This is a genomic window from Eudoraea sp. (assembly GCF_049665975.1).
GTDB lineage: Bacteria > Bacteroidota > Bacteroidia > Flavobacteriales > Flavobacteriaceae > Eudoraea.
Genome location: NZ_JBATGR010000458.1, coordinates 1 through 24441, shown reverse-complemented (window position 1 = coordinate 24441; position 24441 = coordinate 1). Strand labels below are relative to the sequence as shown.

Here is a 24441-nt window from a genome sequence, read left to right as displayed (position 1 = left end):
CAACTTATCTCCAAACTCAGTTAATTGCTTCTCAGTCTGGAATATCATACTATCTGCCTCATTCATTTTATCAGCAGTTTCCTTTGCTTTTTTATCAGATTCTGCGTTAGCCTCTGCCTCTGCCTTCATTTTGTTGATTTCCTCTTCAGTAAGTCCTGAAGAAGCTTCAATTCTGATATCCTGCGTCTTGTTCGTAGCCTTATCAGTAGCAGACACTTTGATAATTCCATTTGCATCAATATCAAAGGTTACTTCAATTTGAGGTACTCCCCTCTGCGCAGGTGGAATTCCATCCAAATGGAATCTTCCAATGGTTTTATTATCTGTAGCCATAGGCCTCTCTCCCTGCAAAACATGAATCTCAACGGATGGTTGATTGTCTGCTGCCGTAGAAAATACTTGTGATTTTTTTGTTGGGATAGTAGTGTTAGATTCAATTAATTTGGTCATTACTCCTCCCATGGTCTCAATTCCAAGAGATAATGGGGTAACATCCAATAGCAAGACATCTTTCACGTCTCCTGTAAGAACACCTCCCTGGATAGCGGCTCCAACAGCAACAACTTCATCAGGGTTCACGCCTTTGGATGGTTTTTTACCAAAGAACTTCTCAACAGCTTCCTGAACCGCTGGAATCCTGGTAGAACCTCCAACCAAAATAATTTCATCAATATCACTTTTTGAAAGTCCGGCAGCTTTTAAGGCTGTTTCACAGGGCTTAATAGTTCTCTTTACCAAATCGGCGATTAATTGCTCAAATTTAGAACGAGTCAATGTAACCACAAGGTGTTTAGGTCCTGAAGCTGTAGCGGTCACATAAGGAAGATTAATTTCAGTTTGTGCAGAAGTAGACAATTCAATTTTGGCTTTTTCTGCTGCCTCACGTAATCTCTGTAATGCCATAGGATCTTTTCTTAGATCTATGCTTTCTTCCTTATTAAATTCATCTGCTAACCAGTCTATAACTTTTTGATCAACATCATCGCCTCCCAAATGAGTATCCCCATCTGTAGACAAAACTTCAAAAACTCCATCTCCTAATTCCAAAATGGAAACGTCATGCGTACCTCCACCGAAATCGAATACTACAATTTTCTGATCCTTGTGTTTCTTATCTAGTCCGTAAGCCAAAGAAGCTGCTGTAGGCTCATTAATAATTCTTTCTACCTTAAGGCCAGCAATTTCACCTGCCTCTTTTGTTGCCTGTCTTTGTGCGTCATTAAAATACGCAGGAACTGTAATTACAGCTGAAGTAACGGCCTGACCTAAATAATCTTCGGCAGTTTTCTTCATTTTTTGTAACACCATTGCTGAAATCTCCTGAGGAGTGTATAAACGTCCATCGATATCTACCCTTGGTGTATCATTGTCTCCTTTTTCCACTTTATAAGGTACCCTGTCCACTTCTTTTTTACATTCTGAGAATTTATTCCCCATAAAACGTTTAATGGAATATATTGTGTTATGAGGGTTAGTAACTGCTTGTCTTTTAGCAGGATCACCAACCTTAATTTCACCACCTTCTACAAATGCAACAACAGAGGGTGTAGTGCGCTTACCTTCTGCATTGGGTATCACAACCGGCTCATTGCCTTCCATTACAGAAACACATGAGTTTGTTGTTCCTAAATCTATTCCTATAATCTTGCTCATCTATTTTATTTTATTAAGTTAATATTTATCTATATTTCAATGATTATTGAATGACAAACAGTATGCCAACCGGAAAAAACTGACAGGATGTCATTAATTACGTAAAAATAAATGAGGTATATTCCGAGTAAAGTGTGAATTTAGAGTGGCTTAAACAAAGAAGAATTACAATATTTCAGATTTAATTACAGTGTTCGCGCCGCCTTGTATCTATTATATAAATAATCTTCCAGATTCCGTCTTGTTTGTGTAATTGAAATGAATTTACTCCACAATGACTCAGTGTATCATTGACCCAAAATTCATAAGGAGTCCATGCATTGGCCATACTTCCATCGATTTGAATTTGATAGGATAGTAATTTTTCCCGAAATTTTGTAGTGTCAGGAATACTCACTATAGATTTAAGGAAATTATTAAAATCGGAGGTTTTAACTACACTTGTTCCCTCTTTGTCCCGGCCAATGGTTTGCATAATTATCGTAGAACTTGTAGCGCTTTTTATTAGCGTGGAATCTTGATTGTGAAAACCATCGAAAAATATTTCAACTGTTTTCTTTACTTCTTCTTTTTCATCGTTCTGTGCACCCAATATGCCGGTGCTAAAAATCAACAGTAAATAAATAATTACTTTCATTGTTTTAGGGTTTTGTACGTCGGTGCCTAAAATAAGGAATAATTTAAACACAAATCCCTGCTCTTAACAATTGAACAAAACTCCTTACATTTAACGCGTCAAAAAGAAAGCAATGTCTATTTCCAAAAAAGAATACAAGAGGGTTACTGTTAAGTCCTTAATAGAAATGAAGAAGCAGGGAGAAAAAATTTCTATGCTAACAGCTTATGATTATTCTATGGCAAAGATTGTTGATGATGCCAATGTTGATGTCATATTGGTTGGTGATTCTGCCAGTAATGTGATGGCGGGACATGAAACTACTTTACCTATTACCCTCGACCAGATGATATACCACGCCTCTTCCGTTATACGGGCAGTAAACAGGGCTCTGGTGGTAGTTGATCTACCCTTTGGAAGTTACCAGAGTGATCCCAAAGAAGCACTTCGTTCAGCTATCAGAATAATGAAAGAAAGTGGTGCTCATGCCGTCAAGGTAGAAGGTGGTGTTGAAATTAAAGAATCGGTAAAACGAATCCTGAATGCAGGTATTCCAGTTATGGGACATCTTGGTTTAACACCTCAGGCCATATATAAATTTGGCACATATACAGTCAGGGCTAAAGAAAAGGATGAGGCTCAGAAACTAATGGAAGATGCTAAAATTCTTGAAAAGCTAGGCTGTTTTGCAATTGTCCTCGAAAAAATACCTGCTATGTTAACAAAGAAAGTGTCAGAGAATATTACCATACCAACCATTGGTATAGGTGGCGGCAAATATGCGGATGGCCAGGTATTGGTAATCCATGATCTTCTTGGAATGACTCATGAGTTCAATCCAAGGTTTTTACGGAGATATATGAATCTTTATGAGGATATGGGAAATGCCATTTCGCGCTATGTAAGTGATGTGAAAAGCCAGGATTTCCCCAGTGACGAAGAGCAATATTAAAGCTAGTGGATAAGAGAACTAAGACCAATTCCCAAAATCTTCAGGTATTATATGAGGATAACCATATTATCGCTATAAACAAAAGACCTGGCGATATTGTCCAGGGCGATAAAACGGGGGATGTACCATTAAGTGAAATTGTTAAGCAGTACATTAAAAAAAAATATAATAAGCCGGGGAAAGTTTTTTTGGGTGTGGTTCACCGGATAGACAGACCCACATCCGGCATCGTCATATTTGCACGCACCTCAAAAGCGCTTTCCAGGTTAAACGAAATATTTTCACAAAAATTAGCAAAAAAAACATATTGGGCTATTATAAAAAATAAACCTGATAGTGAGCGGAGTACCCTTGAGCACTGGTTGGTAAGAAATACGAGACAGAATAAGTCCTATGCCCATATTAAAGAGGTTCCCAATAGTAAAAAGGCCATTTTAGATTATCAAATTTTAAAAAAGCTCAATAATTATTATTTATTGGAAATCGATTTAAAAACGGGGAGACATCATCAGATCCGGGCACAACTGGCGGCAATAAACTGCCCAATTAAAGGAGATTTAAAATATGGTTTTGACCGTAGTAATAAAAACGGAAGTATCCATTTGCATGCCAGAAACTTAGAATTTTTGCATCCTGTTGGGAAGAAGCCTATAATTTTATTAGCACCAACCTCAGAAGATCCAATATGGGATGCTTGTTCATGATTTTTTCTTACATTTAAAAAGAATAACCTTCTTAGGTCTCAACTATAAAAGTTGATATTTTAATTTATTAGACCATGATTACATTATGATTAAAAAACTTGTTTCTCTTGTTTTTATATTGACTATAATAGCTTGTGGAAGTCATAATTCTATAGACAGTTTCTATAACGCCCATAAAAATGATAGTCAGGTAACAGCTATTCGTGTACCTCAATTTATGCTCAGCCTTTTGGGTAATATTTCCCCAGAAATGAAGTCCCTTATCGGAAATACAAAAGATTTGCGTTATATGCAATTTCCCAGTCCTACACCTGAGCGAACTAAATATCTAAATGCTCAAATGAATTCTATTGCCGGAAATTCGTTTATTGAAGTATTTCGTAAAAATGATGACCTGAAAAGAAATATAATATCAATCCGTGAAAAACGCAATGCCGTAAAGGAGATTCTCATTTATAACAATAATAATATACGAGGTTCTTTTCTGTACTTCAATGGGAATTTTGATCCGGTAAAAGTGCGGGAAATGGCTAAAAACACTGAGTTTAGTGAATTACCAAAAATCCTTGGTAAGGAATTTAACATGCAATCTCCAGAGGAAATCAACGAGTAATTTTCAATGCCTTTTCCCGGATAATTTGCCCAACGGGTTTGTTTTGTAAGTGGCTTTCTAGCCAGGAGAGTATATCTAAATAAAGAAATGCACGCTTCTCATAAGGATGATCTTCATATTTTTTTAATTCATCATATAACCTTTGAAATTCTCCTTTTAATTCATGGGGGTAAATATCACCTAACTTCCGTAAAAACTTGATCATTTCTTTTTGGACTGCTCCAAGATCATTCATCTTGAGTAAAAATTTATAAGTGCTCTTCAATTGAATTTCAAGGTGGTAATCCATGCCGGCTTCATAATGTGCCACCAAGCTTAAAACTCTTGCAAAACACATAAGATCTTCCCGCATCTTCAGGTTTTTATTATCTATGATCTTCTTTAAATATTTTATGCAGGTTTTGTTATCTCCAATTCCAAAATACAGACAAGCAATTTTATAATAAAATATCATTATATGATGAGGGTCTATGCGATCGCTGTGTTTTGTAATGCCGTACTCAATTATTTTAACCAGATACAAACCCTTATCAATGGTGCCTTCCAGGAAATGAAGGTTTAACTTATTTGAATAAATATAAAGGAACGCCAAGGATGATATATTATCATTTTTAGCAAAGTCCTTGTCACCAACAATAGACTCCATTTTATCAAGTGTCTCTTTAAATTGAGAACTGTATTTTACATAAAACAACGATTCTAATAAATAATGATTTCCCTTCAAAAAGAAAACAGGATTTAAATAAATCATTTTTGAATTCTCATAGAACAGATCTACCCATTTACTTGAATATTTATAACATGATAAAAAGTCCTGTATCAAAAAGCTATACCATAAATGCGCCTTGTAAAGCCATAATCTTTCTCTAAAACCAAGATCTTCGATTTTATATTCAGGTAAATGCTCTGCAAAATAACGTCTTACCCTGCCAAGGTCTTCATCATTTCTTACATAGCCTACTTTTAACATCATTCCATATAGCTGAAGGGATAGATTTGAAAGTTTACTGGTCATAACATTTTGCTCTGATAATTTCCTGGCCTGTTTAACCAGTTCATCAGCTCTATCCGGAATACTCCTGGTAATATATTGTGTTTCTATAATTTTTTCTAATTCTACTATTTCATAGGCGATATTTTTCTCTTCATTATCTATAGCTATACCTTTAACTTTATCTAATATCTTTAGACTTTGCTTATACAATCCCTTTTGATATAGGATAGTGGCGAAGTCTAATTGCTCCCTTATCTGAACTCTAATATTTTGGTTTACAGGATTTAATCTTAAACTAACCAAAATCTGTTTATACAAATGTGCTTTTAGGTTAGATAGCTGTGTTTTTTTTACGATCCCACTCGCTAAAATTGCACTTTCATCATAAGTCTTAAGTTTATCCAGTAAATTAAAAAGTGCAAGAAATTTGGCATCTGTATTTACTCCAAGGCGACCAACATAAAGCTTAAATTGTCGCTTTTCTGACTTGGAAAGAGATTTAACCAAAACAAATAATGCATCTTTATGGGCATTTGTCATCGTAAAAAATATAAATTATATAGTTGTTTATCAGTACTTTATGAATGCTAAAAAGTAAATTAACGTTGTAAATGAATCATAGGCAATAAAGCTATTCGCTTTCCTAAGTATATATTCGTATTGTGACTAAAAATATGCAAAAATAATGAGTAAAGATAAGGTAGACATTTTTGATACAACACTCAGGGATGGTGAGCAGGTTCCGGGTTGTAAACTGGATTCCAAACAGAAGCTTGTTATTGCTGAGCGACTGGACATATTGGGTGTTGATATTATAGAGGCTGGATTTCCCATTTCGAGTCCCGGTGATTTCAAATCTGTCAATGAAATTGCAAAAATTGTAAAGGAAGCAACAGTTTGCGGATTAACGAGATCTGTTAGAAAAGATATCGAAGTGGCCGCCGAAGCTCTGAAACATGCAAGAAAACCCAGAATTCACACCGGAATTGGCACTTCTGATTCACATATAAAATTCAAATTTAATTCAACAAGGGAGAAAATACTGGAAAGAGCAGTTGATGCCGTTAAGTATGCAAAAACTTTTGTGGAAGATATTGAATTTTACGCAGAGGATGCCGGAAGAACCGATAATGAATACCTGGCACGCGTATGCGAAGCTGTTATTAAGGCTGGCGCTACCGTACTAAATATACCAGATACTACCGGATATTGTCTTCCCGAAGAATATGGGGCAAAAATGAAATATCTAAGAGAAAATGTCAAAGGAATTGAAAAAGCGAGACTTTCTTGTCACTGTCATAATGATTTGGGACTGGCCACGGCAAATTCTATTGCAGGTGTTGTAAATGGAGCCAGACAGATTGAATGTACTATTAATGGAATTGGCGAGAGAGCAGGAAATACTTCACTTGAAGAAGTTGTGATGATATTAAAACAACACCCGGATCTTAATTTGGATACGAATATTAACACCAAATTATTATACAGTACCAGCCAAATGGTTTCAGATAAAATGGGGATGGTAGTGCAGCCAAATAAGGCTATTGTTGGTTCAAATGCATTTGCACATAGTTCTGGTATTCATCAGGATGGAGTGATAAAAAAACGAGAAACATACGAAATTATGGATCCCGAGGATGTTGGTGTTAACGAATCCTCCATTGTGCTTACTGCAAGAAGTGGTAGAGCGGCATTGGCTTACAGGGCTAAAAAAGTTGGTTATGAACTCACCAAAGTACAATTGGATAGTGTTTATACTGAATTTTTGAAATTTGCAGACCAGAAAAAAGAAGTCGTCGACAATGATATCCATCAAATAATTGAAGTAAGCCCAATAAATATTGAAAGTATCGCATAAATGAATCTTAAAATTGCACTTTTGCCTGGTGACGGTATAGGACCAGAGGTTTCTGCTCAAGCCGTTAAGTGCTTACAAGCTGTTGCGGATACATTTGGTCACCAATTTAAGTTTACTGAAGCAATGGTTGGGGCCAAGGCTATTGATAAGACCGGAAACCCACTTCCTGATGCCACCCTGCAATTATGCAAAGATTCAGATGCCGTATTGTTCGGGGCAATAGGTGACCCAAAGTATGACAATGACCCCAATGCTAAAATCAGGCCCGAGCAAGGGCTATTAAAGCTAAGGAAAGAGTTGGGGCTATTTTGCAATATTCGACCCGTAAAAGTGTTTCCCTCTCTTATTGATAAATCACCACTAAAGAAAAAAAATATACGTGGTACTGATTTTGTAATTTATCGTGAGTTAATTGGTGGGATTTATTTTGGTGAGAAGAACTTGAGCAAAGATGGCACTGTCGCTTCAGACCTATGCACCTATTCTGAAGCGGAAATTAGCCGCATCGCTCATTTGGCATTCAAAGAAGCCAAAACAAGAAAAAAGAAATTAACACTGGTAGACAAGGCAAATGTCCTTGAATCCTCAAGACTTTGGAGAAAAGTAGTTTCAAAAATCGGCGAAAGTTATCCGGAAATTACTTTGGAATTTTTGTTTATTGATAATGCCGCAATGCAACTTATACTTAATCCCAGCCAGTTTGATGTAATTCTTACAGGAAATATGTTTGGCGATATTCTTTCAGATGAAGGTAGTGCAATTGGTGGCTCTATCGGACTATTACCTTCTGCTTCTGTGGGAGAGAACAATGCACTTTTTGAGCCTATACATGGGTCTTACCCCCTGGCGAAAGATAAAGATATTGCCAACCCTATTGCCTCAATTTTATCGGCGGCAATGCTACTAGACCATTTTAACCTGGATGAAGAGTCCAGAGCAGTTGTGATAGCTGTCCTGAAATCAATGAAAAATGAAATTGTCACACCAGATTTGGATAAAAACAGTAAGTATGGGACAAATTATGTTGGCGACTTTATTTCGGGTAATATCAAAGAATCAGATGAACATCTCACGATCAACCGGGAGAATATTTGGTTGGGGAAATCTACTATAATTTAAAAGCATCGTACTTCATCCCGGACTTTCAAATTTGATTATTGAATTATTCACTTAGAAGCAACTCAATATATTGATCAAATTCTTCCTTAAAATCAACATACTTTTGGCCTGTGGCCGGCCCGTTAAATCCTGTGAGAATCTTCCTTACTTTCCTTTTTTTATCAATAAAAATAGTTGTAGGGTATGATAAAACATGGTTTAACATTGGTAGCTTTTCGTTTGCTTTACTTTTGCTGGAGCTAGCATATTGAGCCAGAAGAATTGGATAAGGCACCCCTACTCTGCTTTTTAACCTTTCAATTGATTTAAAAGCCAGGTCCCTGGTCTTGGCATACTCAAAGGCCAGGGCAACCACTTCAAAATTACCTTGTTTTTTGGTTTTTACGTAATCAGACAAAAATTTAGTTTCATCAAGGCAATTGGGGCACCAGGTTCCCATTATTTGAACAACTACAACTTTATCTTTAAATCTGGAGTCCTTTAATGAAATGAAAGTGCCTTCGCTATTTGGAAACGAAAACTGTAATTCTTCGTAGCCCTCATTCAAAAAGGTTAGAGATTCTTCATCAGCTAATTCAAAACTTTCATTTCTATAGGCAATAAAAGGCTCTTTAAAATGATTTCCTGAATAAAAAGTACCATTTAGACTACTATCTGTCGCCTTAGCTGTGAACAAAAAAGCGTGAGCCCCATCAAAAGTGGAGAGTTTCAAACTATCCCCGTCTAATATTCCTTCTAAATATCGATAATCACCGGTGTTTGTTCTAAAAGTACCACTAACCTTATTCCTATGCTGTTCGAAAATACCCTTTGCAAAATACTCATCTTCCGAATCCGGGCTAAATTTGGTTTCCCATATCCCGGAAACATTAACCGTGGTATTTGCTGAACTATGAAACCTAATGCTATCACCAAATTCTGCATGAAATGGTACAATTCTATCAAGGCTTTCTTTTATAAATTTTCCATTTATTACCGAATCATTAAAAGTTCCTGAGATATAGCCCTCAAAAGAAGGCATTTGAATTTTTATGCTGTCATTATAGATGTCAATCTCATCGACCCGAATAGTTTCTGCAGCATTATAAACGTCCATTATATATCCGGATTCAATTTTCTTTAAATTAAAATTAAAAGGAAGAAGTTCTTTATCCATCACTTCCAATTGAGCTAACCATATACCTTCCTTGAGAGGTTTAGTTTCCTTTGTACTACAGGACATTAAAGTTAAAAACAGCAAGAAAAAATAATAAAATCTTTGCATCTTAAAAGTTATTTAGTCAGGTACGAAATAACGATTAAAATACTTTAATAAAAAATAAAGCTATTCAGCCTTAAGTATATTGAATGTATAAGACCTTTGTTTTATCTTTGAAGGCTAAAACTAGCCCATGAAAATTTCCTATAACTGGTTAAAACAGTTTCTTAAGCTCGACTGGGAAGCGGAAAAAACAGGGGAACTTCTAACCAATTTAGGTCTTGAAGTAGAAGGTATTACCCAATTCGAGTCCATTCCTGGCGCTTTAGAGGGTATCGTAGTAGGTCATGTCTTAAACTGTGTGAAGCATCCTGATGCAGATAGGCTAAAACTGACCACGGTTGATATTGGTTTAGAAAAACCTGTTCAGATTGTTTGTGGTGCACCAAATGTGGCCGAGGGACAAATGGTGCCGGTAGCCACAATAGGTTCTACGTTATATCCCAGTGATGGAAAGCCCCTGTTAATTAAGAAAGGTAAGATTCGAGGAGTTGAGAGTCATGGAATGATTTGTGCAGAAGATGAGTTAGGTTTAGGCGAAAGTCATGACGGTATAATGGTTTTAAGTGAAGCCCTTCAACCGGGAACAGCTTGTTCTGAAGTATTTGAAATAGAGAAAGATGAAATCTTTGAAATTGGCTTAACACCAAACAGGGCTGACGCTATGAGTCATCATGGAGTTGCGAGGGATCTAAAAGCAGGGCTTAATCAGAGAGATATTCAAACAGAACTTATTACGCCCTCAGTAAGTAATTTTAATGTTGAAAACAGATCCTTAAAAATAGATGTTGCGGTTGAAAATAATGACCTGGCACCGAGGTATTGTGGAGTAACACTTAGTAATCTTATTGTTCAGCCCTCACCAGACTGGTTAAAAAACAGATTACGGGCAATTGGTCTTAGTCCTATTAATAATGTCGTAGACGCCACTAATTACGTTCTGCATGAATTGGGGCAACCCTTGCATGCATTTGATGCCGATAGGATTACTGGTAAAAAGATTGTTGTAAAAACTTTACCCTCAGGAACTAAATTTATGACCCTTGACGGTGAGGAACGCATATTACATGAAGAGGATTTGATGATATGTGATGATGAAAAACCAATGTGTATCGCCGGAGTTTTTGGAGGAATTAATACCGGTGTAACTGAAAATACCAAATCAATATTTCTTGAAAGTGCATATTTTGATCCTGTTTCCATTAGGAAAACGGCCAAACGGCACGGATTAAATACTGACGCGTCTTTTCGTTTTGAAAGAGGTGTTGATATAAATAATACCGAATACTGCTTACGAAGGGCAGCTTTATTGATAAGAGAGATCACGGGGGGAGATATTACATCAGATGTCGTGGATCTTTACCCCAGAAAGAAAGATGATTATCAGGTATTTCTTTCTTTTGAAAGAATTAACACCTTGATAGGTCAAAAAATACCTGCTGATACTATTAAATCTATATTGGCGTCCTTGGATATCCAGGTTAAAAATTCCACCGAATCCGGATTAGGTCTTCTTATTCCATTTTACAGAGTAGATGTACAAAGAGAAGTGGATGTAATTGAAGAAATCTTAAGAGTTTACGGATATAACAATATTGATTTCAAAGAAAAACTAAATGCCTCTATTGCTACCAGTACAAGATTTGAAGATCATAAACTCGAAAAATTAATTGGCGACATGTTGGCTTCAAGAGGTTTTTATGAAATTATGACCAATAGTCTTACCAGTCCAAATTATAACAAACTTCTGGGTGCTGATTCTGAAGAATCTGGGGTTGCCATTTTAAACCCCTTAAGTATAGATTTATCAGTTTTGAGACAATCCATGTTATTTTCAGCACTAGAAACAGTAGCTTATAACATTAACAGAAAAAAACAGAATCTAAATTTTTTCGAATTTGGCAAAACATATCAAAGCTCGCAATCAGAATATATAGAGACCAAGCACTTATCACTAATTGTAACCGGAACACGAAATGAAAACAGTTGGATCTCTCCTTCCAAGCCTACAGACTTTTATTTTCTGAAGGCAGCAGTTGAACTGGTTTTAGCACGACTTGGTATTACTAATTACGAATCTTTTTCCAAGCAGAATGACATTTTCCTTGATAGCCTGAGCCTTAAAAAAAATAAAACCGAATTGGTCTCCTTTGGAATGGTTCAAAAAACTATTTTAAAAGAATTTGATATTAAGCAAGAAGTTTTTTATGCCGATTTTAATTGGGGTGCCTTATCAGAAATAATACGTGAGAATGAAATAATTTTTGAAAATATTCCGCGTTTTCCTGAGGTAAAAAGAGATTTAGCTTTATTATTGGACAAGGGTATTACATTCGATGAAATCCAAACTATTGCCTACGATACGGAAAGAAATCTACTGAAAAGCATTACTCTTTTTGACGTTTATACCGGAAAAAATCTTCCTCCGGAAAAAAAATCATACGCCGTAGGATTCACAATTGGGGACGCGCGTAAAACACTAACGGATAAGCAGATCGATAAGATTATGAAAAAACTGCAGCAACGCTTTGAAAAAGAGTTGGGCGCAGAGTTGCGCTAGGTTACAGCTGATTTGGCAAAATTACGCTGTCAATTACATGGATAACTCCATTACTCTGATTGGCATCGGCAGATGTTATCCTTGCAATATTTCCAAAACAGTCCGTTAGAACAATATCCAGACCGTCCATCGTGGCTAAAAGCTCATTACCCTGAACGGTGGTTAAACTGGCACTACCTTTACCCCTGCACATTGCTCTTAATATTTTAGAAGCCGTAAAGTTACCTGCAACGATATGGTAAGTAACTAAAGATTGTAAGGCTTTTTTATTTTCAGGTTTTAAGAGTGCTGCTATTTTATCTGAAGACATTTTGTCAAAGGCTCTATCCGAAGGAGCAAAAACAGTAAATGGACCATCACCAGCGAGCGTTTCCTCCAGATCTGCAGCTTTGACGGCAGTAAGAAGTATTTTGTGAATTTGAGATTCCTCAGTACTCCGAATTATTGTTTTGTTTATAAGATCATTATTTACAAAAGCCAGGGAAGTTTGAGAAAAAGTCGTAAAACAGGTCAATAGGGTAAGCAGGCTTAGGGGGGTTGCCAAAAACTTCATGAGTATCTAATTTAAAATATTCGTAATTATCGATGAACGGTACAGCAATGTCGACAAGATACAATTATGCGGGACACAATCATATTAGTGAAAATGCATTTGAAAGAATTTAACAAAATATTAACGGAGCCTAAATCTTAAACAGAATTTGTTTCGTAAGTTCAATTCATTATTTTTGAATCAATTGCTAGAAAAAGAAACCTATTATGTTATTAAAACCCACAAATATTCGGGAGCAACTCTATAAATCCAAACTTCAGTTCTCCGAAGAACAACTTATTAATGAAGTTTATTTGCTCTTGCAGAAATCTTCCGGAAAAGAAGATAAAATTCTAAAAAAAATATCCGGTAACGCCAATGGCGCAGAAAATAATTTCAATTTTGATCTTTTAGAAACAGATAGAATTTTTCACATTGATCAAATAAAGGAAATCTGTATTAACTACAGACTTCGTTTTCTTGACTCAAAATATTTTAAAGGCCAGATTCCGGATAAAACCATTGATAAGATAAAACTGCTGGAACAAAAGCATAATATTGGAATTGAAGGTTTTAAAATAGTAGCCCCATCAAAACTTTTCAAATTAGCAGATAAAGATGATCCCCTATTGTTTGCCCCTATTGGTAATGGGTATTTTTATTTAATTGATAAATGGGGCAATGACCTGCATCCCTTGCGCAGAATTCTGGTTTGGCCATTTAAGAATATTGTAAATCTTTCATTACTAGTAGTTTTGATTAGCTGGCTAACTACATTATGTATTCCTAATGGCCTTTTTTCAAAATCAAATTCGCAAATGGAATTTATGATAATATTCTTTTTTATGTTTAAATCTATAGCTGCCGTAGTTATTTTCTATGGATTTGCTTTAGGCAAGAATTTTAATCCCGCGATATGGAATAGTAAATATTTTAATTCCTGAGTCTATATCCAAGCGAAATTCGTACAAGTATTTACGTTTTCTTCAGGTAGTACGTTATTTGGTATACATCTGAAAAGGTACTCCATTAAGATCTATATTATCAATAAATGCTGGGTTGGGAATAGGTCTGATGCGCAATAGCCCACCTTTTCCAGGATCTCCTGATTTCTGATACCCAATTAAAATAAAGTTGTTTTTTGCATCGTATGATACCATGCTCGTATCACCTATTTCGAATTCAAATAATTGTTCCTGTTCCGATAAAAAATTCTCATAGTAATAAAGAATTGCAGTATTATTTTCAAAATCATAAACAGCCGGAATATTTGGATATGATGTCCCGGAAAGATTCGTGGGCATAGAATAATATAGATTCCCTACCTCATCGTAAAAGGAAGACTTAGCATCTCCGAAATTAGGTTCCTTACCTGCTTCATAACGAATGGTTGCAGTTATTGCCATTGTAGAACTACTAATAAGAGTATGTAATTCAGGATAACTTACTATTATACTATTAACATCGGATTTAAAAATTCTTAATACTTCAAATCCGAGATTTATATCAGCTACTAATTCTTCAATCGTAGTATCAAGCACTATCAAGCTATTCTTATTATCATCTTCTAAATCCTCTGATAAGATAAACACCTGATTATTAGAAAAAACTGCCTGTAAAGGTCTTTTATCCAACTCAATATCAACAAATTCAGTTTCTGATAATGAAGCATCAATTATTCGAATATAATAAAGTGTCTCTTTAGCCCCTGTACCAGGAACCTCATACCCGACATAGAATTTATTCCCTGAATGCGCAATTGCCCGAACAATAAGATCGCAATTTCCCAAATCATCAAAGACGACTGTTTCTATAAAGGCGTCATTTTTAAAATCATATAATGAAATTTTACCAGAGCAATCTGTTTCAGAATTAAAAATACTTATTTCGTTACCATCTCTGTAAGTAACCGAAGCAAGAGAAATACCTGAAAATTCATTTATCCCCGGATCTAAAAAAATGGTCTCAGCATCAGCTTTTAAATTAATAAGCGATAAAAGATCATTGGATTCAACCAATAGTGCGTAATCCGCATCAACATTCGGGAACTCTTCTTTTGTTTGAAGGTCTTCTCCTGCATTATCACTACACCCCAGCATAAATAGGGCCAGCAAAAGAAAGTAAATTCTGTAGGTTTGCATAGCATTAGGATTTGGGAGGTCCTATTCAGCTATACGGGTATTGCATACATTTTATCACGTTGTTCCCGTATAGCCTTGTCAGACATATATTCATCAAACGTTAAATATCTGTCTATAGTATCTTTTGGAGTCAATTCTACGATCCTATTTGCTACAGTTTGAGCAAATTGATGATCATGAGTAGTAAATATAACTGTACCCTTAAAATTGTTGAGAGAATTATTAAAAGCAGTTATACTTTCAAGGTCAAGATGGTTAGTAGGTTCATCTAACATCAGTACATTGGCCCTGATCATCATCATTCTACTTAGCATGCATCTCACTTTTTCACCACCGGAAAGAACTGTACACTTTTTTAATGCTTCCTCCCCACTAAACAACATTTTACCCAAAAAACCACGTATATAGACCTCTTCTCTTTCCTCTTCGGTTTTGGCCCATTGTCGTAACCAATCCACTAAATTTAAATTATCGTTGAAAAATTCAGAATTATCGGCAGGCAAATAGGACTGTGTAGTTGTAATTCCCCAATGATATTTGCCTCTATCAGCTTTTCTTTTGCCGTTGATAATTTCATAAAAAGCAGTTGTTGCCCGGGAATCTCTGGACAAAATGGTTACTTTATCTCCTTTAGCTAAATTCAGATTTAAGTTTTGGAACAACAATTCCCCGTCCTCAGAACTAGCAGCTAAATTTTCAATATTTAAAATTTGATCCCCGGCTTGCCGTTCCTGTTCAAAAATTATTGCAGGATATCTCCTGCTTGACGGTTTGATGTCCTCAATCTTAAGTTTTTCCAACATTTTTTTTCTTGATGTTGCTTGTTTACTTTTAGCGACATTAGCGCTAAAACGTCGAATAAACTCTTGTAGTTCTTTGGCTTTATCTTCTGCTTTTTTGTTTTGTTGAGCCCTTTGTCTGGCTGCTAATTGACTACTCTCATACCAAAAGGAGTAATTCCCGGAAAAGGAATTTATTTTACTAAAATCTATATCTGAAATATTGGTACAAACAGCATCTAAAAAATGACGGTCGTGAGATACAACAATAACCGTGTTATCATATGAAGCCAGGAAATTTTCTAACCATGTAATGGTTTCATAATCTAAATCATTCGTGGGCTCATCCATAATTAAAACATCAGGATTGCCAAATAAAGCCTGAGCTAAGAGTACACGAACTTTTAATTTAGAATCCAGTTCAGACATTAAGGTATAATGTAATACCTCCGGAATTCCCAAATTTGATAACAAAGTAGCTGCATCACTATCTGCGTTCCAACCATTCATTTCTTCAAAAGTTACCTGCAACTCTCCAATTCTATCCGCATTTTCATCAGTATAGTCGGCATAGAGAGCATCTATCTCTTTTTTGATTTTATATAAAGGCTTGTTTCCCATAACTACAGTTTCCAGAACTGCTGTTTCATCATAGGCGTTGTGGTTTTGCTCCAAAACAGACATACGCCGGCCAGGTTCAAGGTGTACCTGACCCGAAGTAGGGTCAATTTCACCTGAGAGTATCTTTAAGAAAGTAGATTTTCCAGCCCCATTGGCACCAATGATACCATAACAGTTGCCTTGTGTGAAACTAACATTTACTTCATCGAAAAGTATTCTTTTACCAAATTGAACTGATAAATTGGAAACAGATAGCATACTTCTATTTTTAAAATTTTTGCAAAAATAGGGAAAAATAATGCTAAGTAACAATAATCATACAAGCGAATGACAGGCTTTCCCAATTAACAGTGATTGTGAACTTTTAACTGTGCCTTAACAGCTTCAGCCTATTGGTTTGACTAATTTTGTATACTGTAGGCAGCGAAAAATATATGAATAAAACTTTACTATATTTTATTATTTTCTTACTGGCGGCTTGTAATACCAAGGAAAAGAAACCTTCAGCGGTTTATTTTGGTGGGGAAATAGTGAATCCTTCCAGTGAGTATGTTGTTCTGTTAAAAGGAGATGTGGTTATAGATACTGCCCGCCTTGATGAGAATAACAGATTTTCCTTTCAGTTGGATTCAGTAGATGAGGGCCTTCATCATTTTAATCATTTTCCGGAAGAGCAATATGTGTTTTTAGAACGTGGTGATAGTTTACAATTAAGGCTAAATACCGTTGATTTCGATGAATCACTTGTTTTTTCGGGAACAAATGAACAGGTAAATAACTTTCTTTTGGAAATGTTCCTGGCTAATGAACAGGAAGAAGAGTTGATTTATAAATACTACAGCCTTGAGCCTGAATCATTTATACAAAAAATAGACTCCCTAAAAAATATAAAACTTAAATCTTTAAACAATCTTTCAACAGAGACTGAGCTTTCCGATGGTGCTATAGAAATAGCCAAAACGGGTATTATGTATACTTCATACATTTTCAAAGAGGCCTATCCGTTTTATCATAAAAAGAAAAAGGGGGAGAAATCTATTCATGACCTTCCAGCTGATTTTTATAACTACAGGACCGAAATTAATTATGATCACAAGGGTCTGTGTTATTATAGGCCTTATTATAATTTCATGAAATATCATTTAAACAATCTTTCATATATGGATTGCAAGAACGGTTGTGGAAAACGGAATAAGATGGCTAAAAACCAGCTTCACTTTAATCAACACAAACTGAAATTGATAGATAGTCTAATAAAGCAAAATGAGCTTAGAGATAATTTATTCAGGAATGTTGCAATGGATTATTTGCTTAAATATGACAAAGAGGAAAATATCGAAATTTTCATTAAAGAATTCCATCAACTGTCAGAGAACAACAGGCATATACATGAAATCAATGGGCTATATGAGGGAATAAGAAATTTACAACCTAAGAAAGAACTGCCGGAACTCTTGGTATTTGATTCTGAAGGTAACAAGGTTTCTATAAAGGACCTTGGAAAAGACAGAAAGGTTGTGTTTTACTTTTGGTCAGCGCCTGAAAAAAGGCATTTTACTAATATGATTCAACGCATTAATTTATTAAAGGAAAAATATCCGGAGTATACTTTCATTGGTTTAAATCTACGAACTGAACATGCCCGATGGAATAACATGGTTGAAGTTTCACAACTAGATAAAAGCGAGCAATTTTGGACAGAGAATTTTGAAGATGTTGCACATACCCTAATTGTCTATGATCCAAATAGAGGAATCATAACAGAAGATGGCATAATTGTAGATGCTTTTGCTAACGTTTATACTTCTTTCTAGAGAACCAGACCTGATTTTGGCGCAACAAACTACTGTGTTTTCCTATCACCAACCAGATTCAAATGAGTTGTTAAATTAATTTCCCTTATTATAATCTGCTAAAAATTTTTCTAAACCAATATCTGTTAAGGGATGTTTTAGCAAACCTTCAATGGCAGATAAAGGACCAGTCATAACATCGGCACCCAATTTAGCACAGTCAATAATATGCATAGTATGTCTTATTGAAGCAGCTAAAATTTCCGTTTCATACCCATAATTGTCATAAATATGCCTTATTTCTGATATAAGGTTTAATCCGTCTGTAGATATATCGTCTAATCTTCCTATAAAAGGTGAAACATAAGTTGCTCCTGCCTTAGCTGCCAATAGGGCTTGTCCTGGAGAAAAAACCAGAGTGCAATTTGTTCGAATGCCCTTGTCTGCAAAATATTTAAGGGCTTTTACCCCATCTCGTATCATGGGAACTTTAACAACAATTTGTTCGTGTAACTCCGCCAGCGCTTCCCCTTCTTTGATCATTCCCTGCAAATCTGTAGCTATTACCTCGGCAGAAACATCACCATCAACAATGTTGCATATATCCACATAGTGTTTTAAGATATTATTTTTTCCGGTGATCCCTTCCTTTGCCATTAATGAAGGGTTTGTGGTAACCCCATCTAAAACGCCCAGCTCCTGAGCGTCTTTAATTTGATCTAAATTAGCGGTATCTATAAAAAATTTCATGTTTTTCTATTGTTTATATAACTCTTACGAGCTGTGTTTTTACTTTCTGATGGTGCTCACAAAACTACAATTTATAATGATTCAATAACAAGCGTTCATAAACTTTATCCGGCAATATTTTCTTTAAAATCAATGAAAATTTCTGCACTGGACTTCCAACTTTATAATGAACTTTTGGGTTTTTGGTATTAATAATTTTATACACCATTTCTGCAACCTTTATAGGATTCTGACCTTCCTGTACATGATCATCTATTATGCCTAATGTTTTGCTATAGGGTTTATAATATGGTGAAGCGCTATTGACTGGCGCATGATAACGTCCTGCTGCTATATTCGTTGCAAAGTCTCCAGGTGCCAGGTTGGTAATCTTAATACCAAAGTCCTTTGTCTCCATTCTCAGGGCTTCTGTAAGTAATTCTAAAGCACCTTTGCTGGCAGAATAAATACCCCTATAGGGCAACCCCATATATCCGGCTATTGAGGTAATATTTATTATGAGACCAGAATTTTGCTTTCGCATCTGCGGTAATGCGGCTCTGGCCACATTAATTGGTCCGTGGAAATTTGTATCAAAAGCCTTTTTTATTTCAGTTTGGGGAGTTTCCTCAATTGGCCCGGTTATTCCAATTCCTGCATTATTTATGAGTACATCCAGAAAACCCTCTGAGGCAATTATGCTATTGATGGCCAGGTCAATACTGGTATTATCTCTAACATCTAATTCTATGAGTTTAAAATCTGAAAATTCGGGATAGTTCTGCAAGTTACGTGTGGTTCCAAACACCTTATATCCTTTGGATTTAAGAAACAAACCAACAGATCTGCCAATCCCCGAGGAACCGCCGGTAATTAAAACTATTTTTTGTCTCATATACCTTGCAAATAAACAAATAAAAAGAAGAGGAAGAAAATATTGAAATCTATATTAAGAACTTGAGTAGAGAACTATATGAGTTAGAAGTGCATATCAAAAAACACTAAATAAACCGCATAAAAAAAGGCAAGCTACCTACATCGCACCGCTACAACCTCATACCCTTGCTGCGTTCCCACCCTGGGGGATTCAGAGGGAGCTGGTCGTGTAGGACTTGCCTCATGCAAATATACGACCAATTTAAATTTGGGACAATCGTTTTACATTCTTATTTTAGCTCTAAAGCATTTAATAAATAATACTTTTGCTCAGAGAAGCTTCCAATATCAGGCTCATTAATCTTAACCCATAGAAGTACAATCGCTTATGAATTTCATCAAGTTTTTCATTCCTCTTGCAATAGGTACTTTGTTCCTGGCCTGTGAAGGGGATCTAAAACCTAAACAGCTATTTGAAATTGAGTTTCCCGGTAAAACAAATGAGTTTAGAAATCTGGATTCCGTTGCTGTTTCTATAAAAAACAAAAAAGGGAAAACAATAGATAACGTAAGCTATTCAATCGATGGAAAAAAATTACAAATACAAAATGATAAACTAAGTCTAGATGTAACGCGTTTAGGACTGAAAGAGCTTAAAGCTGTTATTGAATATGAGGGTAATACGGCAGAAATAACTAAAAAGATAAAAATTTTGTCTGCCACAGCTCCCGAAATTTACACCTATGAAATTATCAATGAATATCCACACGACTTAAATGCATTTACACAGGGATTAGAATTCCACAATGATACTTTATATGAGAGCACTGGTAGTGGTGGAAATGCCAAATCATTCATCAGGAAAATAGATTTCAAAACCGGTAAAATCTTGCAGCAAAAAGACCTGGCCAAAAATTATTTTGGAGAAGGAATTACCATTCTAAATAACAAGCTTTATCAACTCACATGGCGCAGCAGTATAGGCTTTGTATACCGCCTTCAGGATTTTAAAGAGCTCAATAGTTTTCAATATGGGGAGAGCAAAGAAGGTTGGGGTCTTTGCAATGACGGAAAAATGATCTATAAAAGCGACGGTACAGAAAAAATTTGGCTATTAGATCCGGAGACTCTCACTGAAATAAGTCATATTGAAATTGTTACCAACAAATCCATTTTCAATAAAGCTAATGAATTGGAATATGTGGATGGAAAAATCTACGCCAATGTCTGGCAAAAGGAGAGTATGATGATCATTGAAGCGGAAAGTGGAGCCATTGTTGGAGTGATTAATATGGCCGGGTTGAAAAATAAAGTTAAAAAACATAAAAATCTTGATGTCTTAAACGGAGTGGCCTACAACCCAACAAGAGGCACATTCTTTGTTACCGGGAAAAACTGGGATAAACTCTTTGAAATCAAGATCAAGAAAAAATAAAATGGAGGCTTTTGAAAAAACCTTAGTTGTACAACCTGATGATCTTGATGACCTAAACCATGTAAACAATGTCCGCTATGTACAATGGATTCAGGACATTTCCAAAGAACATTGGCAGCACCTTACTTCTAAAGAAATTCAGGAGCGTTTTATTTGGGTAGTACTCAATCATAACATAACCTATAAAAGCGCCGCGGGTTTAGGTGACATTATTTTATTAAAAACATTTATTGAAAATTCTAAAGGAGCTATTTCAACAAGGGTTGTTGAGATGTACAACGCTGCCACGAATACTCTTTTGGTACATTCAGAAACAACATGGTGCCTTCTTAATCCTGAAACACTCAAACCAATACGAATTTCGGAAGAAATTCGTTCTATTTTTGCAGATGTGACAAGGAATCCTAGCTAATCTAATATGCGCCAAAGTCTTTTTATTATACCAATTCTACTGATAACACTTCTCTGGTGTTCTTGCAGGAAGGACTTTCAATACGATACGAGCAGTGGTAATTTGGAGTTTTCAAAGGATACAGTCTATTTAGATACAGTCTTTACCAATATTGGCAGCAGTACGTATTCTTTAAAGGTCTATAACCGATCAAATAGCGATATACAAATTCCTAGTCTGCGGCTGGCACAAGGCAATAATAGCAGCTACAGATTAAATGTTGATGGTGTGGCCGGAAAAGAATTTGAAAATGTTCCTTTAATGGCTAAAGACAGTTTATTCATTTTTATAGAAACAACCTTTGATATTTCGGCACTAAACCAAAATGAATTTTTATATACCGATGCCATCCTTTTTGATGAAGGGCCCAAACAGCAAGAAGTACAATTAGTGACCTTGATAAAAGATGCTATTTTCCTTTATCCGGCAGAAAATGCAGATGGAACTAAGGAAACTTTACTCTTAGGAATAGACGAAGAAGGAAATGAAATTAGAATAGAAGGATTTCTGCTCACCGATGAGCAACTTAGCTTTAGTAATGAAAAACCTTATGTCATTTATGGATACGCAGCTGTGGCATCAGAGAAAACCCTTAATATAGCCGCAGGCAGCAGAGTTCACTTTCACAAGGATTCGGGAATATTGATGGGGGAAGGAGCTTCACTTAATGTCAACGGCACTTTAAGTATGGATACACTTCTTTTGGAAAATGAAGTGATTTTTGAAGGTGACCGCCTGGAACCTGAATTCTCAGAGGTGCCGGGGCAATGGGGAACCATTTGGCTGGCTCCCGGCAGTACTAACAATACCATAAACCATCTTACTATAAGAAATGCTTCTGTAGGACTACTGGTTGAAGGTAATTCAGGCTTAAATCCGCCAAAACTTTCCATTAGTAATTCTCAAATTTATAACAGCCTGTCGATAAATATATGGAGCAGATCCTCCTCAATTAATGGGGAAAATCTGGTTCTCGGTAATGCCGGGAACGGCTCACTGGTATGTGAGAATGGGGGTGTTTATTCATTCTTACATAGTACAATAGCCAATTATTGGAGCAACGGTTTCAGGTCAGGAGCCGCATTACAAATCAGTAATTATAATGAGGCTACAGGTGTAAGCGGACAAGACCTGTCTGCCAGTTTTATAAACTGTATTGTAGATGGTAATACGTTTCTTGAACTCTCATTAATGTCTGATGATGCAAATTCGTTTGATTTTTCTTTCACCAATTGCCTGATTAAATTTAAGGATACAAATAATCAATTTGATACAAATCCCCTCTACGATTTTACAAATACCACTTACTATAACAATATTTTCCTGAATGAGAACACCGATTTTTTGAATACGGCAAAGAACGACTTCAGACTGGGTAATTCTTCCTCAGCAATTGGGAAAGCAGACCCTGGCACAGCCTTTCTGGTACCCATAGATATTCTGGGAACAGACCGTACTTCTGAACCCGATATTGGGGCCTTCGAATTTATTGCTGGAGGACAGAATTAGGCTACCATACTAATTTTTGAAGGAATATTCTTTCAATATTATTGATTTTCAACACTTTATGTAGAAAAACCTTAATTATTCTATGGTAAAAATAGGGTGTCTTCTCGAATAGGTTTACTACTTTGTACCCAAATAATCTGGCATGGAGTATTCTTACACCATTATTGATTCCGACGCCACCTCAAATTTGCAGTTGCAGCACTATTTGGAGGACTATGGGGATTTTGTGTGTAATAGCCAGGCTAGAAACTGTGAAGATGGTTTAAATGCCATCCTCAAATATACCCCAGACATTGTTTTTATCAATTTAAATGACAAAGCATTTGAATATTTTCATATGGTCACTGAATTGTATCAGTATGTCAAAAATATTCCAATATTAATTGGGATTTCCAGAAGCAAGGAATACGCCTACAATGCGATTAAAAATAATTTTTTTGATTACTGGCTGATGCCCTATAATGAATTTGATATTCGCAAGACCCTTTTACGCTTAAAAAAACAATTACCAAAAGAAGATGTATCCCAAACCATTTGTCTTAAATCTTATAAAGATTACCAATACCTGGATACCAATGAGATTCTTTATTTAAGGGCAGACAATAATGCGACGGATTTTGTAATGAAAGACGGCAGTACTATTAGTGCATTTAAAACGTTAAAAACCTTTGAGAATCAGTTACCTGCTAACTTTATACGTGTTCATCAAAGTTATATTTTGAACACCAAATATGTTTCCGGCATTAATTATGGTAAATCTATATGCTTCTTAAAAGTCAGGAAAACACAACTGCCATTTACCAAAACCTATAAAGAGAATATAGAAGGTTTGAAAAAAATTCTATCAAAAAACACCATTTCTCCCTCCAATTAATCAAATTCTCTTAAAAACACCGCAAATGCTCATAGAAGTTATGAGTATACTAATACTTTTTTTTTTACACAATAAGTTTTTAGGTATAAGGCTAGTTTGGTCTCAAGCTAGTCAACAATAATTAACCTCTTTAAAAATTTAAATTATGAAAAAAGTTTTAAGCATTTTCGCAATAGTAGTATTTAGTATCGGATTATTTTCCTGTGAAGCAGATAACAGCGCCGAAGACCAGGCCCTATACGAAATAGGAACAGGTGGGGATGATACTCCACCAGATACTAGAGATAGCACTGGCGGGGATGATACTCCACCAGATACTAGAGGAAGCGGCGACGACTAAGACCCATTATAATAATTCAACCCCAGTATTCTTT

22 protein-coding genes and 1 other RNA gene are annotated in these 24441 nt (G+C 35.8%); 13 read left to right on the top strand and 10 right to left on the bottom strand.

Annotated features, from left to right (window positions below; all coding sequences use genetic code 11):
* On the bottom strand, positions 1-1653 hold a 1653-nt coding region (dnaK, locus tag WBN20_RS14980), incomplete at its 3' end, for a molecular chaperone DnaK (RefSeq protein WP_424282262.1).
* A gap of 181 nt (positions 1654-1834) precedes the next feature.
* A complete protein-coding gene (locus WBN20_RS14975; RefSeq protein WP_424273932.1) occupies positions 1835-2290 on the bottom strand; it encodes a nuclear transport factor 2 family protein in 456 nt (151 codons plus the stop codon).
* Positions 2291-2402: 112 nt separating this feature from the next.
* Between WBN20_RS14975 and panB the strand changes: the two genes are divergently transcribed.
* The 3 genes from panB (at position 2403) to WBN20_RS14960 (ending at position 4538) form a co-directional block, all read left to right on the top strand.
* Entirely contained in the window at positions 2403-3221 is an 819-nt protein-coding gene (gene panB / locus WBN20_RS14970; protein ID WP_424273271.1) for a 3-methyl-2-oxobutanoate hydroxymethyltransferase, read from the top strand.
* Between the two features lie 5 nt (positions 3222-3226).
* Positions 3227-3925: an RluA family pseudouridine synthase gene (locus WBN20_RS14965; RefSeq protein ID WP_424273272.1), complete on the top strand. Its 699-nt coding sequence runs from the start codon at positions 3227-3229 to the stop codon at positions 3923-3925.
* 85 nt (positions 3926-4010) lie between these two features.
* Entirely contained in the window at positions 4011-4538 is a 528-nt protein-coding gene (locus tag WBN20_RS14960; protein WP_424273273.1) for a DUF4252 domain-containing protein, read from the top strand.
* Here the strand turns inward: WBN20_RS14960 and WBN20_RS14955 are convergent.
* Positions 4528-6072, bottom strand: a complete 1545-nt coding sequence (locus WBN20_RS14955) for a hypothetical protein (RefSeq protein ID WP_424282261.1) — start codon at positions 6070-6072, stop codon at positions 4528-4530. The two genes, WBN20_RS14960 and WBN20_RS14955, sit on opposite strands and share 11 nt — an antisense overlap.
* 145 nt (positions 6073-6217) lie before the next feature.
* On the opposite strand from WBN20_RS14955, the gene WBN20_RS14950 reads away from it, so the two are divergent.
* Together WBN20_RS14950 and leuB are read left to right on the top strand one after the other, a co-directional pair.
* Positions 6218-7390, top strand: a complete 1173-nt coding sequence (locus WBN20_RS14950; RefSeq protein ID WP_424273275.1) for a 2-isopropylmalate synthase — start codon at positions 6218-6220, stop codon at positions 7388-7390.
* Complete coding sequence (gene leuB, locus WBN20_RS14945) at positions 7391-8509, top strand: 3-isopropylmalate dehydrogenase (protein WP_424282260.1); 1119 nt, start codon at positions 7391-7393, stop codon at positions 8507-8509. It abuts the gene before it with no gap.
* Between the two features lie 43 nt (positions 8510-8552).
* On the opposite strand, the gene WBN20_RS14940 is transcribed toward leuB, so the two are convergent.
* The gene (locus WBN20_RS14940) at positions 8553-9731 is read right to left on the bottom strand and encodes a peroxiredoxin family protein (protein WP_424282259.1); all 1179 of its coding nucleotides are present in this window, start codon (positions 9729-9731) and stop codon (positions 8553-8555) included.
* Positions 9732-9900: 169 nt separating this feature from the next.
* Between WBN20_RS14940 and pheT the strand changes: the two genes are divergently transcribed.
* On the top strand, positions 9901-12327 hold the full coding sequence (pheT, locus tag WBN20_RS14935) for a phenylalanine--tRNA ligase subunit beta (RefSeq protein ID WP_424282258.1): 2427 nt from the start codon (positions 9901-9903) through the stop codon (positions 12325-12327).
* A 1-nt stretch (position 12328) separates the two neighbouring features.
* Here pheT and WBN20_RS14930 read toward each other — a convergent pair whose 3' ends face one another.
* Entirely contained in the window at positions 12329-12880 is a 552-nt protein-coding gene (locus WBN20_RS14930; RefSeq protein WP_424272818.1) for a fasciclin domain-containing protein, read from the bottom strand.
* 206 nt (positions 12881-13086) lie between these two features.
* On the opposite strand from WBN20_RS14930, the gene WBN20_RS14925 reads away from it, so the two are divergent.
* Positions 13087-13803 (top strand): hypothetical protein, encoded by a 717-nt coding sequence (locus tag WBN20_RS14925; RefSeq protein ID WP_424282257.1) that lies wholly within the window; start codon positions 13087-13089, stop codon positions 13801-13803.
* Positions 13804-13857: 54 nt separating this feature from the next.
* Here WBN20_RS14925 and WBN20_RS14920 read toward each other — a convergent pair whose 3' ends face one another.
* Complete coding sequence (locus WBN20_RS14920; RefSeq protein WP_424282256.1) at positions 13858-15000, bottom strand: hypothetical protein; 1143 nt, start codon at positions 14998-15000, stop codon at positions 13858-13860.
* Between the two features lie 29 nt (positions 15001-15029).
* Complete coding sequence (locus WBN20_RS14915; RefSeq protein WP_424272821.1) at positions 15030-16658, bottom strand: ABC-F family ATP-binding cassette domain-containing protein; 1629 nt, start codon at positions 16656-16658, stop codon at positions 15030-15032.
* Positions 16659-16834: 176 nt separating this feature from the next.
* Between WBN20_RS14915 and WBN20_RS14910 the strand changes: the two genes are divergently transcribed.
* On the top strand, positions 16835-18214 hold the full coding sequence (locus tag WBN20_RS14910; RefSeq protein WP_424282255.1) for a TlpA family protein disulfide reductase: 1380 nt from the start codon (positions 16835-16837) through the stop codon (positions 18212-18214).
* A gap of 75 nt (positions 18215-18289) precedes the next feature.
* On the opposite strand, the gene fsa is transcribed toward WBN20_RS14910, so the two are convergent.
* From fsa to ffs, 3 genes are all read right to left on the bottom strand, one after another.
* Positions 18290-18943, bottom strand: coding sequence for a fructose-6-phosphate aldolase (fsa, locus tag WBN20_RS14905; protein WP_424273501.1), 654 nt, complete (start codon positions 18941-18943; stop codon positions 18290-18292).
* 64 nt (positions 18944-19007) lie between these two features.
* Positions 19008-19817 (bottom strand): SDR family oxidoreductase, encoded by an 810-nt coding sequence (locus tag WBN20_RS14900; RefSeq protein WP_424282254.1) that lies wholly within the window; start codon positions 19815-19817, stop codon positions 19008-19010.
* A 124-nt stretch (positions 19818-19941) separates the two neighbouring features.
* Positions 19942-20040, bottom strand: an RNA gene (gene ffs, locus WBN20_RS14895) — signal recognition particle sRNA small type.
* 146 nt (positions 20041-20186) lie between these two features.
* Here ffs and WBN20_RS14890 point away from each other — a divergent pair.
* The 5 genes from WBN20_RS14890 (at position 20187) to WBN20_RS14870 (ending at position 24407) form a co-directional block, all read left to right on the top strand.
* Positions 20187-21233 (top strand): glutaminyl-peptide cyclotransferase, encoded by a 1047-nt coding sequence (locus WBN20_RS14890; protein WP_424282253.1) that lies wholly within the window; start codon positions 20187-20189, stop codon positions 21231-21233.
* Positions 21208-21645, top strand: a complete 438-nt coding sequence (locus WBN20_RS14885) for an acyl-CoA thioesterase (RefSeq protein WP_424282252.1) — start codon at positions 21208-21210, stop codon at positions 21643-21645. Before WBN20_RS14890 ends, WBN20_RS14885 begins: the two co-directional genes overlap by 26 nt.
* A gap of 6 nt (positions 21646-21651) precedes the next feature.
* Entirely contained in the window at positions 21652-23193 is a 1542-nt protein-coding gene (locus WBN20_RS14880; protein WP_424282251.1) for a hypothetical protein, read from the top strand.
* 142 nt (positions 23194-23335) lie between these two features.
* Positions 23336-24067 (top strand): LytR/AlgR family response regulator transcription factor, encoded by a 732-nt coding sequence (locus tag WBN20_RS14875; protein ID WP_424282250.1) that lies wholly within the window; start codon positions 23336-23338, stop codon positions 24065-24067.
* Between the two features lie 145 nt (positions 24068-24212).
* Positions 24213-24407, top strand: coding sequence for a hypothetical protein (locus WBN20_RS14870; RefSeq protein WP_424282249.1), 195 nt, complete (start codon positions 24213-24215; stop codon positions 24405-24407).
* Positions 24408-24441: the final 34 nt, after the last annotated feature.

Coding starts and splice junctions, on each gene's coding strand:
- WBN20_RS14890 (WP_424282253.1), top strand. CDS start 20,187: ATGAATTTCATCAAGTTTTTCATTCCTCTTGCAATAGGTACTTTGTTC.
- WBN20_RS14875 (WP_424282250.1), top strand. CDS start 23,336: ATGGAGTATTCTTACACCATTATTGATTCCGACGCCACCTCAAATTTG.
- WBN20_RS14930 (WP_424272818.1), bottom strand. CDS start 12,880: ATGAAGTTTTTGGCAACCCCCCTAAGCCTGCTTACCCTATTGACCTGT.
- leuB (WP_424282260.1), top strand. CDS start 7,391: ATGAATCTTAAAATTGCACTTTTGCCTGGTGACGGTATAGGACCAGAG.
- WBN20_RS14880 (WP_424282251.1), top strand. CDS start 21,652: ATGCGCCAAAGTCTTTTTATTATACCAATTCTACTGATAACACTTCTC.
- WBN20_RS14870 (WP_424282249.1), top strand. CDS start 24,213: ATGAAAAAAGTTTTAAGCATTTTCGCAATAGTAGTATTTAGTATCGGA.
- WBN20_RS14955 (WP_424282261.1), bottom strand. CDS start 6,072: ATGACAAATGCCCATAAAGATGCATTATTTGTTTTGGTTAAATCTCTT.
- panB (WP_424273271.1), top strand. CDS start 2,403: ATGTCTATTTCCAAAAAAGAATACAAGAGGGTTACTGTTAAGTCCTTA.
- WBN20_RS14960 (WP_424273273.1), top strand. CDS start 4,011: ATGATTAAAAAACTTGTTTCTCTTGTTTTTATATTGACTATAATAGCT.
- WBN20_RS14940 (WP_424282259.1), bottom strand. CDS start 9,731: ATGTCCTGTAGTACAAAGGAAACTAAACCTCTCAAGGAAGGTATATGG.
- WBN20_RS14900 (WP_424282254.1), bottom strand. CDS start 19,817: ATGAGACAAAAAATAGTTTTAATTACCGGCGGTTCCTCGGGGATTGGC.
- WBN20_RS14975 (WP_424273932.1), bottom strand. CDS start 2,290: ATGAAAGTAATTATTTATTTACTGTTGATTTTTAGCACCGGCATATTG.
- WBN20_RS14925 (WP_424282257.1), top strand. CDS start 13,087: ATGTTATTAAAACCCACAAATATTCGGGAGCAACTCTATAAATCCAAA.
- pheT (WP_424282258.1), top strand. CDS start 9,901: ATGAAAATTTCCTATAACTGGTTAAAACAGTTTCTTAAGCTCGACTGG.
- WBN20_RS14920 (WP_424282256.1), bottom strand. CDS start 15,000: ATGCAAACCTACAGAATTTACTTTCTTTTGCTGGCCCTATTTATGCTG.
- WBN20_RS14950 (WP_424273275.1), top strand. CDS start 6,218: ATGAGTAAAGATAAGGTAGACATTTTTGATACAACACTCAGGGATGGT.
- WBN20_RS14915 (WP_424272821.1), bottom strand. CDS start 16,658: ATGCTATCTGTTTCCAATTTATCAGTTCAATTTGGTAAAAGAATACTT.
- fsa (WP_424273501.1), bottom strand. CDS start 18,943: ATGAAATTTTTTATAGATACCGCTAATTTAGATCAAATTAAAGACGCT.
- WBN20_RS14910 (WP_424282255.1), top strand. CDS start 16,835: ATGAATAAAACTTTACTATATTTTATTATTTTCTTACTGGCGGCTTGT.